The organism is Candidatus Kinetoplastibacterium desouzaii TCC079E (genome assembly GCF_000340795.1).
Taxonomy (GTDB): Bacteria; Pseudomonadota; Gammaproteobacteria; order Burkholderiales; family Burkholderiaceae_B; genus Kinetoplastidibacterium; species Kinetoplastidibacterium desouzai.
In genome coordinates this window covers 614,087-630,863 of the sequence record NC_020294.1, presented here as the reverse complement: position 1 = coordinate 630,863, position 16,777 = coordinate 614,087, and the positions used below count along the sequence as shown (strand labels likewise).

Below are 16,777 nucleotides of genomic sequence, written 5' to 3'. Positions count from 1 at the left end.
CAAAATTATATTTATTATTAAATAACAAATAATGACTATTAAAGTATATGGTAAAGTATATATGATACTTTGTGAAAATCTATTTTTAGTATGTTTTTAAAAAATAATATTATTTTAATCATGTTAATTATAGAATGTATTTTATGCTCTTGGTGACTAGAATCTTATTTTTATGATTATTCTAGTTGAATGTGGGTTCTTATATATAAAGTTAAATATGTCTAATTTAAAATATACTTCTTTAAGTTATAGAGATGCTGGTGTTGATATAGATGCTGGTGAGGCATTAGTTGAAAAGATTAAACCGTTAGCAGCTAAAACTATGCGACCTGAAGTTTTAACTGGAATAGGTGGTTTTGGTGCTTTATTTGAGATATCAAAAAAATATAATAATCCAGTTTTGGTTTCTGGTACTGATGGTGTAGGAACAAAATTGCGTTTGGCTTTTGATTGGAACACGCATAATACAGTTGGTATAGATTTGGTGGCTATGAGTGTGAATGATATTTTGGTACAAGGTGCTGAACCTTTATTTTTCTTAGATTATTTTGCTTGTGGAAAGTTATCTGTTGGTATAGCATCTGACGTTATATCAGGAATATCAAAAGGGTGTGAGATCTCAGGATGCTCTTTGATTGGAGGAGAAACAGCTGAGATGCCAGGCATGTATCCTATTGGTGAGTATGATCTTGCTGGATTTGCTGTTGGTATAGTTGAGAAATCATCTATAATCAATGGAAAATATATCAATGTAGGAGATGTAGTTCTAGGTTTAGAATCGAGTGGAGCTCATTCTAATGGTTATTCTTTGATTAGAAAGATTATAGAGAGGACTAATTATAAACCTGATCAAGACTTTTATGGTAAAGCTTTTGGTGATGTGGTATTGGCTCCAACTAAGATATATGCAAAATCTGTTTTGTCTGTTATAAATAAATTTGGTAGTAGTATTAAGGGATTGGCTCATATAACTGGTGGTGGGTTATTGGATAATATACCTAGAGTATTAAACTCTAATTTAGCAGCGAAGTTATATAAGAACTCTTGGAAAATGCCAAGCTTATTTAATTGGTTGCAAGAAAATGGTAACGTAGAAGATAATGAGATGTATAGAGTTTTCAATTGTGGTATAGGGATGGTAGTTATAGTTCCTGCTAGTGATGCTGATCTTATAATGAAAGAGTTCTCATCTATGGGTGAAAATGTTCATAGAATAGGGGAGATTGTAAATAAAGATCATGATATGACTTCCACTTATGTGGTTTAGTGTTTTGTAAAATTGCTAATATTTGTTGTTGAGTATCATGTTAATATGACACTTGGTTTTATCAATAAAATCTTTATTTGCGCAATCTATGATATATCTACTTGGCTCAGCTCTGAGCCAAGTCATTTGTTTTTTTGCTAATTGTCTAGTTGCGATTATGCTTTTGTTTATGGCTTCTTCTAATAAAGATTTTCCATCTAAATATTCCCATAATTGTCTATAACCGACACATCTCATGGATGGCATGTTTGTATTTAGATCATGACGTTCATATAAGTTGCGTATTTCTTCTAAGAAACCTCTATCTATCATGCAATTAAAACGATCATTGATTCTTTTATGTAATAAAGAACGTTCTGATGGTTCTAAACTAATTGTTACGAATTGGAATTTTTCATCATTTGATTCATTTTTTTCTTCTGAAATCAAACTAGATAGTGTTTTACCTGTAATAAAAAAAACTTCTAATGCTCTTTGAATGCGTTGTTTATCGTTTTTGCTTATGCGATTTGCAGTATAGGGGTCTATTTTATTGAGATAGTCATAAAGATACAACCATCCTTTATTTAGAGCTTTTTCATTTATTATGTTGCGTAATATTTTATTTGAAGGTGGTAGTATATTTATGTTTTCTTTTAACATCTTATAATACATCATTGTTCCACCAACTATGATTGGTATTTTATTATTATTCAAAATTTTCTTTAATAGCGATTTAGTATCTGAACAAAAACTTGCAACTGAATACGATTCAGATGGATCTATTATATCTAGTAAATAATGTTTAGTACTTAATTGATCTTCTATAGATGGTTTTGCTGTGCCTATATCCATGCCTTTGTAAATAGTTGCTGAGTCCATATTAATAATTTCTATAGGCCATTCTTTAGAAACTTCCATGGCAGCAAGACTTTTACCAGAAGCGGTTGGTCCTACTAAGGATATAACTTGTCGATGTTTGGTGTAGATGATTATTTGTCCTCTCATAAATAATTTATCTATTTGTTTTTATATTGAGATGTATCCATGTTGGTCTTCCATGGTTACAATAGCTTGACTTATCAGTTTGTTCCATTTGCCTTAATAAAGAATTCATTTCAGTAATATTTAATTTTCTGTTTGCTCTTATAGAGTTGTAACAAGCAATCGTCGATAGAATTTTATAAATATTTTCAGTTGTAGAAAAAGAATTTCCTATCATTTTTATATCATTTATTATATTTAATAATAACTCTTCAATATTCTCAATTTTTATTATAGAAGGTATTTGATATATAGCCAATTGAGTTTTAGAAACAACTTTAATGCCAAATCCTATGTTTAGGAACTCTTTGTTATATTCAGTTGTTATATTTATGAATTCTTCTTTGGCGTTTAAAATTATTGGCTCTATAAGATTCTGAATCTGAATATTTTTTTTAAGAAAATTATTCTTGAGATTTTCATAAGTTATACGTTCATGAGCAGCGTGAGCATCTACTATTATAAGTCCATTATTATTCTCTGCTAGTATATATATACCATGTAACTGAGCAATTGCTATACCAAGAGAGTATGTGTGTTTATTTTGATTGTTATAAGAATGATCTTGATTTGTTCTTGTTTTGTCATAAGGGTTATTTTGATCTATTTCTATATTATGGTCTAATTTAAAAGATTCTTGCTCTACAATTAACTTGTTATTAGTATGATTTATTACAGGTAAATCTTTTAACTGACTAATTTTAGCAACAATGCTTGTTTTTGAAATAGCTTGTTGTATAGATTGTTTTATAAAATTATAAACAGCATTATTATCGCGAAATTTTACCTCATTCTTTTTTGGATGTATGTTTATATCTATTAATTTGGGGTCTATGTGTATAAATAAAACAAAAGAAAATTTACTGCTTGTATGTGATATATCTGAGCATGCTGATTTGATCGCATGATTAATCATGCGATCATGTATAAATCTATTGTTCACATAGAGGTATTGATCTTCTGTTCTTAATTTATTCCCAAAGGATTCAAATATAGTACCATTAATTTTTATTATTTCATTATGTGAATCTAGATTAATTAGATTCTCTGTAATTTTCTTACCTAGTATTTCTTTTATTCTAGTTTCTGTATTAGAACAATTCCATTGTCGTTGGAGTTTTTTATTATGTAATATTTTAAATGATATGTTTGGGTGTGCTATTGCTATTTTTTCTATTGTTGATAAACAGTGAGTCCATTCTGTGCTCTCTGATTTTAAAAATTTTCTTCGTGCCGGTATATTGTCAAATATTTGTTGTACTTTTACAGTAGTTCCTGGCACACCAGATGATGGTAGTATGGTTTTTTCTTTGTAATTTATTTTCCATGCATTTTGATCTGTTTTTGTGCGTGATATTATAGTTAGATCTGAAATTGAACCTATTGATGCCAAGGCTTCTCCTCTAAATCCTAAAGACAATGATGTGTTTAATTCTTCTAATGTATAAATTTTACTTGTGGCATGTCTAGTTATGGACATTAACAAATCGTTTTTTGATATTCCGCACCCATCATCTATTATTGTAATTTGTTTTATGCCGCCACCTTCCAAATGAATATTTATTGACTTTGATTCTGCGTCAATAGAATTTTCTAAAAGCTCTTTTATTATTGAAGAAGGTCTTTCAATTACTTCACCAGCTGCTATTTGATTAATTAGTAAATCTGATAGTTGAATTATCGGTCTATTATGGTTAAACATAAATTAATTTAATATATTCGGTTCTTAATTATAATAGTTCTATATTTTTATAATAATCTTTGACTCTATTATAATCATTAATGTCAAAATATGTATGTATAGATTTTGCTATTGCAATTGCGATCTTCTTTTGATGTTTTTCTTCTTTTAAAAGAATTTCCTCTTTGGGGTTACTTATAAAGGCTGTTTCTATTAGAATTGAAGGTATGTCAGGGGCTTTTAATATAGCAAATTCAGCTTGCCCTACATTATCTTTATGTAATTTGCTAATTTGTTTGAGTTCCTTCAGAACTATTGAACCTATTCTTATAGAACTCTTTATTTGAGTTGTTGTTGATAATTCCAAAAGAACTTTAGCTATATTTTTGTTTTGGTGTTTTAAATCAATTCCACCTAATAGATCTGATTGATTTGCTCTGTTTGCAAGCCATTTTGCTTGAGTGCTTGAAGCTCCATTATTTGACAATGCAAATACGGACGCGCCATTGGCCTTAATATCTATCCATGCATCAGCATGGATAGATATTAAAAGATCTGCATTTAGTATTCTAGCTTTTTGTATTCTTAAGTCTAGTGGTACAAAATAATCACCATCTCTAGTTAAATACGTCGAAAAAATTTTTTGATTGTCTAATATTTTTTTTAGTTTGTTAGCTATAGATAAAGTAACATTTTTTTCCATTAAGCCATTTTTTCCAACTGCACCAGAATCTTCTCCTCCATGTCCAGGATCAATAACGATAGTAAACTTTTTGTCTAGAATAGATTCGTTAATGCAATATTTATTTTCTTTAGAATTTTTTTTAGCTCTGATAATATTATGAATAATATTATCTAATTCATTATTAGTATCATTTTTTTGATTGCGAACCATCGTTAATATAGGGTCATTTATAGTTTTTGGATGTAAATCAATAAATGTTCTATATTTGTAGTTTGCTATTGGTTCTAAAGAAAAGATTTGGGAAGTTATTGATTCTTTTAAATCAAATACTATTCTTATAGAATTTGTGGGTTTTTGTTCTATTCTTATTTTTTTTATAAATTTATCATTGTTTTTAAAATTATCAATGAATTTTTTAAAAACAGAATCTAAAATTATATTTTCAAATTCTATTACTAATTGATCTTGGCTTTCTAAAATCAAACTTTTATTATGTAAATTTTTTGTAGACTCTATAATTATCCTGGAGTATTCTTCAGAAGGCCAGTTTCTGATAGAAATGATTTTATTATAAGTATTTGATGTGTTATTGGCAAATGATGGAATTAATATTATATTTATAATAATAAAACAATATTTCAGTATATATTTTATTAGAGATTTTGTTTTTGTCCTAGTATTGTTTGTGACCATCGTGTTCCTTGATTTGTTTTTGCTAATATTTCAACAATTCTACCTGTTTTATAGCATTGAAAAGACAATTCCAAATCAGGGATAGGAAGGTATTTCTCTACTTTTTCTGGCCATTCGATGAAAAATAAAGCTTTTTCTTTTAGAATATCCTTAAACCCAAGATTTATAAATTCAATTGGGTCATCTATTCTATAAAAATCAAAATGATAGATATTTAAATTTAAAGCTTTATAAGATTCTAAAAGTGAATAACTTGGACTTTTAATTCTATCCTTTATTCCCATGTTTTGTAAGAATGATCTAGCAAAAGTGGTTTTACCTGTTCCAATATCACCTTTTAAATTAATATGTAAGGTACTAGGTTCAGATTTACTAAAAATTGATGAGAATAGTATTTTTGCTAGATCATTAGTACGATTCACATCAGGAAGGTAAATGCTATTACTGGAAATTATAATATTCATTTTTTATTTATCTGTACTTAATAAAATAAAATGTTTAATTAAATTAAATTTCTAAATATTTGTTTCATGAAATGTCCCTTTGCAAAATATTAAAGGGCTATTATTATTGTCGTAGTATAGATGTTCTATTCTACCTATCATTATAATATGATCACCTTCTTCGTACTGCTTATAATTGTAGCAATCGAACCAGGCCATAAAATTTTTTTCTATCATAATAGTACCACTTGGGGATAATTTAGTATCTATTCCATTGAATCTTGCTAAGATGTCTTTTTTCGCAAAAATGTTTGCAATGTTAGTATGATGTTTAGTCAATATATGGACAACATAGTTTTTAGAATTTTGGAATATGTCTTTTAATGTTGATTTAATAGATATATTCCATATTATAAAAGGAGGGTCTAATGATAATGAACTAAATGAGTTAATTGTTAACCCAAATGCTTTATTATGAGAATCATTTGTCGTTACTATAGCCACACCTGTAGAAAACATTCCTAAGGATTTACGTAATGTTTGTTGATCTGTTGGGAAATTAACCAGCATGATAATTGATGTGATACTTTTTATGGTGATAAACGGCTAATTTGCCAATTAGTAGATTCATTTTGTAGTCTGTAAATGATTCTATCATGTAATCGTGATGGTCTACCTTGCCAAAACTCAAATACTTTGGGGGTTAATCTATATCCACCCCAATAACTTGGCCTTGGTGGATTTTCTCCGAATTTTTGTTTGTAATACTTTTCTTTTGTTTTAAAATCTGAGCGATCATTAATGATTTGACTTTGTATTGAAGCCCAGGCTCCAATACGTGATTCTAAAGGTCTACTTCTATAATATTCATCAGATTCTATTGTAGATGTTTTGTTTACATAACCTTCTATTCTAACTTGTCTTTCTAAAGTTGGCCAGAAGAATAATAAACAAGCTTTAGAATTGTTTTCTAAATCAATTCCTTTGCGAGATTTATAGTTTGTATAAAACACAAAGCCATCATTATCAAAGCTTTTTAAGAGTAATATTCTAGAAGATGGTTGCATGTCTTTATCTACAGTACTTAGAGTCATTGCATTAGGTTCATAAACTTTATTCTCTAAGGCATCTGAAAGCCATTTATTAAATTGATCAAAGGGTGATTGAAGTAAATCATTTTCTAAGAGGCTATTCTTGCAATAATTTTGACGTAAGTTTGATATTTTTAACATGATTTTGTTTGTATAAGAGGTGTATATTACATAAATATATCATAATGTATAATAATGCATTATATTTTACTCTTAACTTAAGGGTATATTTAGTAAAATATTTATTTTAAATAACAATTAAATTTACTATTTTTGTATCTATATGTATTATTTAGCAATTATTATGTTACTAGTTATAAAAATAGAAATGATTGTTAACTTAGAGAGAAGATTTCATGGGGTATCTAAACTTTATGGAGAAGATGCGCTTAACTTATTTAAAGAATCTCACGTTGCTGTTATAGGTATTGGTGGAGTTGGTTCATGGGTGGTTGAGTCTTTAGCTAGAAGTGGAATTGGAACTATAACTATAGTTGATTTGGATCATATATCAGAATCAAATATAAATAGGCAGATTCACGCGATGACTTCAACTATTGGCAAATCAAAAATTACTTCAATGGCTGATCGCATAGCAGAGATCAATCCTTCTTGCAATGTAATATGTAAGGATGATTTTATTTCGCAAGATAATATTAATGAGATTCTAACTGATAAATATAGTGTAATTATTGATTGTATAGATCAGATTCATGCTAAATTAGCAATTTCTTTGTTTTCTAAAATAAATGATTATCCATTGTTTATTTGCGGAGGAGCAGGAGGAAAAACAGATTTTTTTTCTTTGAAGTCAGGAGATATTTCTTTAGCAACACATGATGCTCTTTTATCTAAGTTACGTAGCAAAATACGTAAAAGTTTTGACTTTCAGTATTATCTGAACAAAAACAAAAACAAAAGAAAACCTAAAATTGGATTGTGTGCTTTATGGTTTGCCCAGCCAACAATATATCCAAACATTTGTAATGCTAATTTTAGTGGCGGACTTGCTTGTGCTGGTTATGGTTCTTTAGTTACATGTACAGCATCTATGGGCTTTGCAGCAGCAAATTTAGCATTAAATAATATAGTTATGAATATAAAGAAAAGTGTATAGTTGTTTTATATAAAATCGAGAATAGCATTTTTTGTATATGATTGTATATTTGAGTTTATTAAATCAGGGACTAAACCTTGAAATATAATTGATCCTCCTTTGGATCCTCCTCCTGGCCCCATATCTATAATCCAGTCTGAGTTTAATATAAAATCTATATTGTGTTCTATTACTATTATTGAATTGTTTAATTGAATTAATTGACGCAAAACATAAATAAGTTTTTGAACGTCATAAGAAGATAATCCAATAGTAGGTTCGTCTAGAATATAGAGATTGTGTTGATTGTTACTAAAATTATGTTTTATTTTAGATAACTCTGTTACTATTTTTATTCTTTGAGCCTCTCCTCCAGATAAATTAGATGATCTTTGTCCTATTGGTAAGTATCCTAGTCCTATTTCTTGCATTGCTTTTAGTGGTCGGTGAATTTTTGGAAAATTTTTAAATATTTCTAAAGCTTCATCAACTTCCATATTTAACACATCGCCGATATTTTTTCCTAAGAATTCTATGGTTCTTGTTTCTGTGTTGAATCGTGTGCCATTGCAACTTTCACATATGATTTCTGAATTTACCATAAAGCTAATTTCTGTTGTTTTAATTCCTAAACCATTGCATTCTTTACATTGACCTTCTTTGGAGTTAAAAGAGAATCTTGAAGATGTCCATCCTTTAATTTTTGATTCATTGGTACTGGCAAAAATATTGCGAATTTCATCCCAAAAACCTACAAATGTTCCTGGACATGAACGAGAATTTTTACCTATTGGATTTTGATCTACTAATAATGTTTTATTGATCTCTTTAAATCCTTTAATATATTTACAATTAACCCATTCAGACTCATTGTTTTGTTCTTTAGATTTAAGATTTTTTAATAAAACATCTTGTACTAGAGTTGATTTTCCTGATCCTGATAATCCAGTAACTACATTTAACAAACCCATTTGAAAATGTACATTAATATTATCTAAATTATGTAATTTAGCATTTTTAACTTCTAATATTTTATTTTTATCTAATTTTATTTTTTCTGATGGTATTCTTTTTATATTTGTTAAATATTTTGCAGTTATAGAATTGGTATTTCTTAGTAATTCTTCTATATTTCCTTGAGCAACAATTTTTCCACCACGTGATCCTGCTCCTGGGCCAATTTCTATTATATGGGATGCATTTCTAATAATTTCTGTATCGTGTTCAACTACTATTACAGTATTACCGTTGTTTTTTAGTTTTAATATAGACTCAATCAATGATTTATTATCATATGGATGAAGTCCTATAGTAGGTTCATCTAATATATAGCATATTCCTTGGGACTCTGATCCAATTTGCGATGCCAGATGAACTCTTTGTGATTCTCCTCCTGATAAACTTATTTCTGGTCTATTGAGGTTAAGATAACCGATTCCAACCCTTTGCATAAAAGTTAATCTATTCAGTATTTCTTTTATTATATTGTTTGATATTTGTAATTCTTTTGAGTTTAATTTTATGTTATTAAAAAATGATATTAAATCATCTATAGACATAGATGTTAAGTCGTCTATATTATGATTTTCCCATAATATAGATAGTGTTGTTTTATTCAGTTTCTTGCCAAGACAATGATTACATGTAATGTAATCATCTGATGATTTATATTGTTTCTCTTTTTTTAAATTTTTTATTAAGCCAGATCCATTGCAATATTCACACCATCCTTGTGAAGAATTGTATGAGAACAATTTTGAGTCTATGGGAGGAAAATTAATTTTACAATTTAAACATGAATTTTTAGTTGAGAAAAACAGTTCTTTAAGAATATTCTGTTCTTTGATTTTTTGTGGGTTTATAGGTTTTTCTATAATTTTAATAAATCCTTCGCTATCAGTTACTATTTCTTCTACAATACTATGTATTTTGAATTCATTGTGTTCTATTATTTTTTCTTCTTTTACAGGAATATATATTATTTTTTCTAAACTAATTTCTTCAAAATTAATTTTATTTGTTGCTATTAAATTATTTTTTATATTTATGTAAGGTATATTTTGTTCTCTAATTATATTTAGCAAAGTAGATTTTTCTTGTACTCTTATTGGCATCATAAATATTGCATTTAGACCTTTGAGTTCTTTAAATATCCTAGCAACAATTTGATTTTTGTTTGTTGTAAATATATGATTGTTGCATTTATAACAATATTGAGTTCCTAGTTTTGTGTATAACAATCTTAAAAAGTTATGTACTTCTGAAATTGTTCCGACAGTAGATTTATTATTTCCATTATTTAAGTGTTGAGATATGGAGGCTGTTGGTGGTAAATTGATGATTTTACTTACATCTGCTTTTTTTATTGTGTTTGTAACGGATCTAGCATAACTATTCATAGTCATTAAATATCTACGTTGTCCTTCATGAAATAATATATTGAAGGCAAGAGTAGATTTACCTGACCCTGATACTCCAGTAATAACAACGAATTCATTTAAAGGTATTTCTAGATCAATGTTATTTAAGTTGTTTTCATATGCATTAAATATTTTTATTGAGTTGTGATCTTTTAAAGAAAATTCTTCATTTATGTTATTTTGTTCTTTAGTTATAAAATCAATAGGATTTTCAAAATATAAGTTTAATGACTTCCCAGTATATGAGCTTTTATTTTTTTTAATATCTTCTGGAGTTCCGTATCCTATTATCTTACCACCATTTTTTCCTCCTTTAGGTCCTAGATCATATATCCAGTCAGACGCACTAATAAATTCTAGATTATGCTCTACTGCTATTACGGTATTTCCTTGATTTACTAAGTTTTGTAATGACTCAATTAATAGTTGTATTTCATTTATATGTAATCCGCTAGTTGGTTCGTCTATTATGATAAGCGAGTTTTGAGCAAAGGTTTTTTTTGATTTAAGTTCTATTAGATATTTAGCTAATTTTAATCTTTTGATTTCTCCATTGGACATGGTTGCTATAGGATTTCCTAATCTTAAGTAATCTAATCCTAGTTCAATAAGAGATTTTAGACTATTACAAATTTCTGAATCACTAAATACTTTTATTACTTCTTGTATATTAAGATTTAAAATTTGATCAATAGAGTATTTGTTATTTTTATCTCCAACTTTTATATCTAATATTTCATCACGAAAATATCTACCATCACATTCTTTACATTTGATATAAACATCTGGAATAAATAACATATCTATTTTTTCAAAACCTTTTCCATTGCACTCAGGACATCTACCTTGTCCACTATTTAGACTGAAGAAATTTGGTTTGTAATTTCTTTCTATTGACAATGAATTCTTTGCAAAAATATTTCTTATTCTGTCATATATTCCTATATAACTTGCGATTATAGAGCGATAGCTTTTTATTGGGTTTTCATTGTCCAAGAAAAAAACATTTTCTATTTTTTCGGCTCCATTAATTCCTTTGACATTTTTTAGTTTTTTTTCTGGGTTTTCTTTATTAGATACTAGTGAATTATAAATAATGTCTCTAACTAGAGAGCTTTTACCTGAACCAGAAACGCCAGTAACAGAAATTAATTTATTTATAGGTATTTCTAAATTTATTTTTTTTAAATTGTTAGCCATTCCGTCTATAATGCTAATTTTATTATTATCAAACTCTTTTATAGTTCTTTTTTGATTTATTTGTTTTATGTGATTGCTTGTTATAGTATTAGCTGAGATGAATTGAAGGGGAGTACCATCAAATATTATTTGACCTCCATCTGATCCAGATTTTGGTCCCATTTCTATGATTCTATCTGATGATAAAATCATTTTATGATTGTGTTCAATAACTAGAACACAATTACCCATATCACGTAGTTTTTTTATTGACTCTATTACTTTATTTATTTCACTATCGTGTAGTCCATTAGATGGTTCATCTATTACAAATAAAGTATTTATTAATGATGATCCTAGTGCTATAGTCAGGTTAATTCTTTGTAGTTCACCTCCAGATAAAGTTTTGCTATATCGATCTAAAGTTAGATAGTCTAATCCAATATTATTTAGAAATTCGACTCTGTTAATAATTTCTTTTAAAGGAGAATAGTTCTTATTAATGATAGAGTTGTCTTTGATTTTTTTTAATAAAACTAATAGTTCTCTTAGAGGCATTCCTAAGACATCTTTGATGTTAATTTTTTTATTATCTAGTTTTAGATTGTCATCGTAGTTGTTTTTTGGATTAGAATTATTTGGATTTATATGCCATAGCAAAGAATTATTCTTAAATCTACTTCCATTACATTTTGAGCATGTTACATATTTTCTATATTTTGAAAGTAATATGCGGATATGCATTTTATAGGATTTAGTTTCTAAATTCTGAAAGAAACCTTTTATACCAGGCCAATGACAATCTCCATTTATGATCAACTCTTTTGCAGAATCTTTTAGATCTTTCCAAGGGGTTGTTAATGAGATCGAATTTAATATCGCATTTTTTTCTAGTTCTTTTTGATAGATTTTAAAATATTCAGTTTGCCACGGCTTTATTGCTCCAGACAATATTGATTTATTATCATCTGGGATAACTTTATCCATGTCTATAATAATTTCATTTCCAAATCCACTACATGAGTCACATGCACCCAGAGGAGAGGTAAAAGAAAAGATTCCTGTGTTAAGTTCACTGTATTTTATATTACAGTTAGTACAATATAACAAATTACTATACTTCCATACATTTGTATCTATATTGTTGTCATTGATTAGCTGAACGTTAGCAAAACCATTTCCCATTGTTAGAGCCATAGTAACTGCTTCTAAAAATCTATTTTTATTGTCATCAGATAAAATTAATCTATCTTGTATTATTCTTAACAAGATAGGGCTATTTTCATCATTTTTATTTATTAACTCTTCTTTATAAATATTTAAATATCCTTTACTAGCTAAATATTTTAAAATATCTTCTTTTATACTAGTGGATGTTAAAAAATCAAATGCTATAATGATTCTTGGTTTATCTATTTTTTTTGTTTTATATTTAATATCTTGAAAAATAGATTCAGGAGTAGTCTTTTTTACAATGGATTTACAATTATTACAGTATAGTTCTGCACAATTAGCAAAAACTAATTTTAAATAATCATTTATTTCTGTTATTGTGCCAACAGTACTATGACGATTCCTTATTGGGTTTTTTTGGTTAATCAATATTGCTGGTAATATTCCTTCAATCTTATTTATTGATGGTTTGTCTATAGAACTTATAATTTGCCTAGCGTATGTTGAGAAAGTTTCTAGATATTTATTCTGTCCTTCAGAATATAATGTTTCTATTGCTAAAGAACTTTTACCAGATCCAGACACTCCAGTAATAACTAAAAATTCATTTGTGTTAATTGTAAGATCTATATTTTTAAGATTATTTTGATTTGCACCAATAATTTTGATTTTAGAAATCATGTTTTTCCCATTTATATTTTCATGATTATTGTTTTAGTTCAATTGTATCAATTAATAACAAATTTATTTAGCATGATTCTTAAATAAATAATTTATATGATAAATTAGATATAATGTAATGTGTGTTATTGCAATTAATTCTTATTTTTAGGGGTATTTTATGGCAGAACGTAAACGTGTAAGACGTAATACTTTAGAGCGTCGTTGTCTTGGGAAGATTTACAAGAGATTATTTGTAAATTTACCAAAAAGCGTTTTTAAAATGCTAGAAAAAATTAAACGTGCTTAGTTATTAGAGCATATATAATTTTTATCTTTTAAGTGTAAATTGTTTTGTATTAGTACATGCTTTGTTTAGCATGTACTTTTTATTTTATAATTTATTTTTTAGAAATTTCTAATTGAAATTAATTCTTAAAATACAATACATATTAATATTTTATTTGAATTGTTTTCAATATAACCAATAGTAATATACATGGCTAAATACGTATATACGATGAATCGAGTTAGTAAATTAGTTTTATCTAAAAAGTATATTCTTCGAGATATATCATTATCATTTTTTCCTGGAGCAAAAATAGGAGTATTAGGATTAAATGGTTCAGGTAAATCTACTTTATTAAAAATAATGGCAGGTATTGATAAAGATATAGATGGGGAAGCAGTACCAATGCCAGGACTTAAGATAGGATATCTTTCACAGGAGCCACTTCTTGATTCAAATATGACAGTTAGAGAAGTTATAGAAGATGGTCTTGGTGATATATTTTTGGCAAAAAAACAATTAGAGCTAGTTTATGCTGCTTATGCAGAGCCAGATGCTGATTTTGATAAATTGGCTAGTAAGCAAGCAGAGTTAGAGTCTATTATTTCTGCATCTGCTTCTAGTGGTTTTGATGATTTAGAAATTCAAATCGATATCGCTGCTGATGCATTACGTATCCCTCCTTGGGATTCTTTGGTGTGTGATTTATCTGGAGGAGAGAAAAGGCGGGTTGCTTTATGTAGAATGTTGTTATCTAAGCCTGATATGTTGCTATTAGATGAACCTACTAATCATTTAGATGCTGAAAGTGTTGAGTGGTTAGAGCAATTTCTTCATAAATTTAATGGGACTGTAGTTGCTGTTACCCATGATAGATATTTTTTAGATAATGTTGCAGATTGGATTTTAGAGTTAGATAGAGGATATGGCATTCCATGGGAAGGTAATTATAGTTCATGGCTTAAGCAAAAAGAGATCCGTTTGGCTAGTGAAGAAAGTACTGAAACAGCTAGACAAAGAACAATAAAGAAAGAGTTAGAATGGGTTTCACAAGGATCTAAAGCTCGTCAGAGTAAGTCCAAAGCACGATTAAAACGTTTTGAGGAATTATCTTCTTATGAATATCAAAAAAGAAATGAAACACAGGAGATTTTTATTCCTGTGTCAGATAGGCTTGGTAATGAAGTTATAGAATTTAGAGGTGTTAGCAAATCATATGGAGAACGGTTATTAATTGATAATCTTAGTTTTAATGTTCCACAAGGAGCTATTGTTGGAATAATAGGTCCTAATGGTGCCGGTAAATCTACATTATTTAGGATGATTGTAGGTAAGGAAAAGAATGATGAAGGTAGCATCGTAATTGGTAAAACCGTTAGTATAGCTTATGTTGATCAAACTAGAGAGTCTTTATCTTCGGAAAAGACTGTTTTTGAATTTATATCTAACGGATCAGATCATATTAATGTTGGTAAATTCCTTATGTCTTCTAGAGCCTATTTAAGTAGATTTAATTTTAAAGGGACTGATCAAAACAAGATTGTTGGTAATTTGTCAGGAGGGGAAAGGGGTAGATTACATCTCGCTAAGACTTTAATTAATGGTTCAAATGTTTTATTATTGGATGAGCCTTCAAATGATTTAGATGTTGAAACATTAAGAGCATTGGAAGATGCTTTGTTGGAATTTGCTGGTAGTGTATTAGTTATTAGTCACGATAGATGGTTTCTAGATAGAGTAGCTACTCATATTATATCTTTTGAAGGAGATTCAAAAGTTGTATTTTTTGATGGTAATTATAGTGAATATGAACATAATAAGAAGATGATTGATGGAAATGTGATTCCTAAAAGATTAAAATTTAAATCCTTAAGATAAGTCAAGACTAAGGATTTGGCTATGAATTGTTAAGGTAGCTAATCCTTAGTCTTTATAAGAATAATAGTTATTAATTTTTTTGTTGCATTTCTATTTTTACTTCAAGCACATCTAATGATCCATGACTTTCTATATTTACTTTAATATCATCAGGATTAATTACAACATATTTTGATAAAACATCTAGTAATTCTCGTTGTAATTTTTGCAAATAATCTGGAGAGTTTTTATTTGAGCGTTCGTGTGCAAGAATTATTTGAAGTCTTTCTTTAGCAACAGATGCAGTTTTTTTTCTTTCTCCTAAGAAAAACGACAAAAAGGACATGTTCTATTTACCTCCAAAGAGTCGTTTAATTAAACTTGGTTTTTCATACTCTGTAAATTTCATGGGAATAGATTCACCTAGATACCTAGAAACTATATCTGTATAAGCTATAGACACCGTTGTATCTTTAAAATATATTGCAGGCAATCCTTGATTAGATGCATGTAATACAGATTCTGATTCTGGGACAACTCCTATTAAATTGATACGAAGTATATCTTCTATATCTGATATAGAAAGCATTTCTCCATTTAGCACTCTTTTAGGATTATATCTTGTTATTAATAGATATTCTTTTATAGGCTCAACTCCGTCTATTGCGCGTTTAGATTTTGATGCAAGAATCCCAAGAATCCTATCAGAGTCTCTTACTGAAGATATCTCTGGATTTGTTACAACGATAGCATCATCTGCGTAATAAGCAGCCATTAGCGCTCCTGTTTCTATTCCTGCTGGGGAATCACAAACAATATATTCGAAGCCCATTCCTTTTAAATCTTCAAGTACTTTTTCTACACCGGATAGGGTTAGTGCATCTTTATCACGAGTTTGAGATGCTGGAAGTACAAATAGATTATCTGTATTTTTATCTTTTATAAGAGCTTGTTTTAAATTAGCATCTCCTTGAACAACGTTTATAAAATCATATACAACTCTTCTTTCGCAGCCCATGATTAAGTCGAGATTACGCAATCCAACATCAAAGTCTATTACAACTGTTTTATAGCCGCGCAAAGCCAAGCCAGCAGAAAAACTAGCACTGCTAGTGGTTTTACCCACGCCTCCCTTTCCAGAAGTTACCACAACAACTCGCGTCACGACGTAAATATCCTTATTATGTTAAAAGTATTCACTTAATATATTTTATTGTATA

Annotated in this window: 13 protein-coding genes; 4 read left to right on the top strand and 9 right to left on the bottom strand. The window is 28.4% G+C overall.

The window, feature by feature from the left end; all coding sequences use genetic code 11:
• The first annotated feature begins 217 nt into the window (after positions 1-217).
• Entirely contained in the window at positions 218-1,267 is a 1,050-nt protein-coding gene (gene purM / locus CDSE_RS02925) for a phosphoribosylformylglycinamidine cyclo-ligase (RefSeq protein WP_015396518.1), read from the top strand.
• 15 nt (positions 1,268-1,282) lie between these two features.
• Here the strand turns inward: purM and miaA are convergent, their stop codons facing one another.
• Genes miaA through pdxH form a run of 6 tightly spaced genes read right to left on the bottom strand, consistent with a single transcriptional unit; the run spans position 1,283 to position 7,024 of the window.
• Positions 1,283-2,254 carry a tRNA (adenosine(37)-N6)-dimethylallyltransferase MiaA gene (gene miaA, locus CDSE_RS04000; protein WP_015396517.1) on the bottom strand — a complete coding sequence of 324 codons (972 nt, stop codon included), beginning with the start codon at positions 2,252-2,254 and terminating at the stop codon, positions 1,283-1,285.
• A gap of 7 nt (positions 2,255-2,261) precedes the next feature.
• Positions 2,262-3,992 (bottom strand): DNA mismatch repair endonuclease MutL, encoded by a 1,731-nt coding sequence (gene mutL / locus CDSE_RS02915; RefSeq protein ID WP_015396516.1) that lies wholly within the window; start codon positions 3,990-3,992, stop codon positions 2,262-2,264.
• Between the two features lie 28 nt (positions 3,993-4,020).
• A complete protein-coding gene (locus CDSE_RS02910) occupies positions 4,021-5,349 on the bottom strand; it encodes an N-acetylmuramoyl-L-alanine amidase (RefSeq protein ID WP_015396515.1) in 1,329 nt (442 codons plus the stop codon).
• Positions 5,310-5,813, bottom strand: a complete 504-nt coding sequence (gene tsaE / locus CDSE_RS02905; RefSeq protein WP_015396514.1) for a tRNA (adenosine(37)-N6)-threonylcarbamoyltransferase complex ATPase subunit type 1 TsaE — start codon at positions 5,811-5,813, stop codon at positions 5,310-5,312. Before tsaE ends, CDSE_RS02910 begins: the two co-directional genes overlap by 40 nt.
• Positions 5,814-5,864: 51 nt before the next feature.
• On the bottom strand, positions 5,865-6,362 hold the full coding sequence (locus CDSE_RS02900; protein WP_015396513.1) for a flavin reductase family protein: 498 nt from the start codon (positions 6,360-6,362) through the stop codon (positions 5,865-5,867).
• A 20-nt stretch (positions 6,363-6,382) separates the two neighbouring features.
• Entirely contained in the window at positions 6,383-7,024 is a 642-nt protein-coding gene (pdxH, locus tag CDSE_RS02895) for a pyridoxamine 5'-phosphate oxidase (RefSeq protein WP_015396512.1), read from the bottom strand.
• A gap of 163 nt (positions 7,025-7,187) precedes the next feature.
• Here pdxH and CDSE_RS02890 point away from each other — a divergent pair, with 163 nt between their 5' ends.
• Positions 7,188-8,000, top strand: a complete 813-nt coding sequence (locus tag CDSE_RS02890; RefSeq protein WP_015396511.1) for a tRNA threonylcarbamoyladenosine dehydratase — start codon at positions 7,188-7,190, stop codon at positions 7,998-8,000.
• Positions 8,001-8,005: 5 nt separating this feature from the next.
• Here the strand turns inward: CDSE_RS02890 and uvrA are convergent, their stop codons facing one another.
• Positions 8,006-13,432 carry an excinuclease ABC subunit UvrA gene (gene uvrA, locus CDSE_RS02885; RefSeq protein WP_015396510.1) on the bottom strand — a complete coding sequence of 1,809 codons (5,427 nt, stop codon included), beginning with the start codon at positions 13,430-13,432 and terminating at the stop codon, positions 8,006-8,008.
• Positions 13,433-13,592: 160 nt separating this feature from the next.
• Here uvrA and CDSE_RS04015 point away from each other — a divergent pair, with 160 nt between their 5' ends.
• A complete protein-coding gene (locus CDSE_RS04015; protein ID WP_015396509.1) occupies positions 13,593-13,721 on the top strand; it encodes a hypothetical protein in 129 nt (42 codons plus the stop codon).
• Between the two features lie 189 nt (positions 13,722-13,910).
• Positions 13,911-15,578, top strand: coding sequence for an energy-dependent translational throttle protein EttA (gene ettA / locus CDSE_RS02880; RefSeq protein ID WP_041186225.1), 1,668 nt, complete (start codon positions 13,911-13,913; stop codon positions 15,576-15,578).
• A 70-nt stretch (positions 15,579-15,648) separates the two neighbouring features.
• On the opposite strand, the gene minE is transcribed toward ettA, so the two are convergent.
• Together minE and minD are read right to left on the bottom strand one after the other, a co-directional pair.
• A complete protein-coding gene (gene minE / locus CDSE_RS02875) occupies positions 15,649-15,903 on the bottom strand; it encodes a cell division topological specificity factor MinE (RefSeq protein ID WP_015396507.1) in 255 nt (84 codons plus the stop codon).
• Between the two features lie 3 nt (positions 15,904-15,906).
• On the bottom strand, positions 15,907-16,722 hold the full coding sequence (gene minD / locus CDSE_RS02870; RefSeq protein WP_041186224.1) for a septum site-determining protein MinD: 816 nt from the start codon (positions 16,720-16,722) through the stop codon (positions 15,907-15,909).
• Positions 16,723-16,777 lie beyond the last annotated feature (55 nt).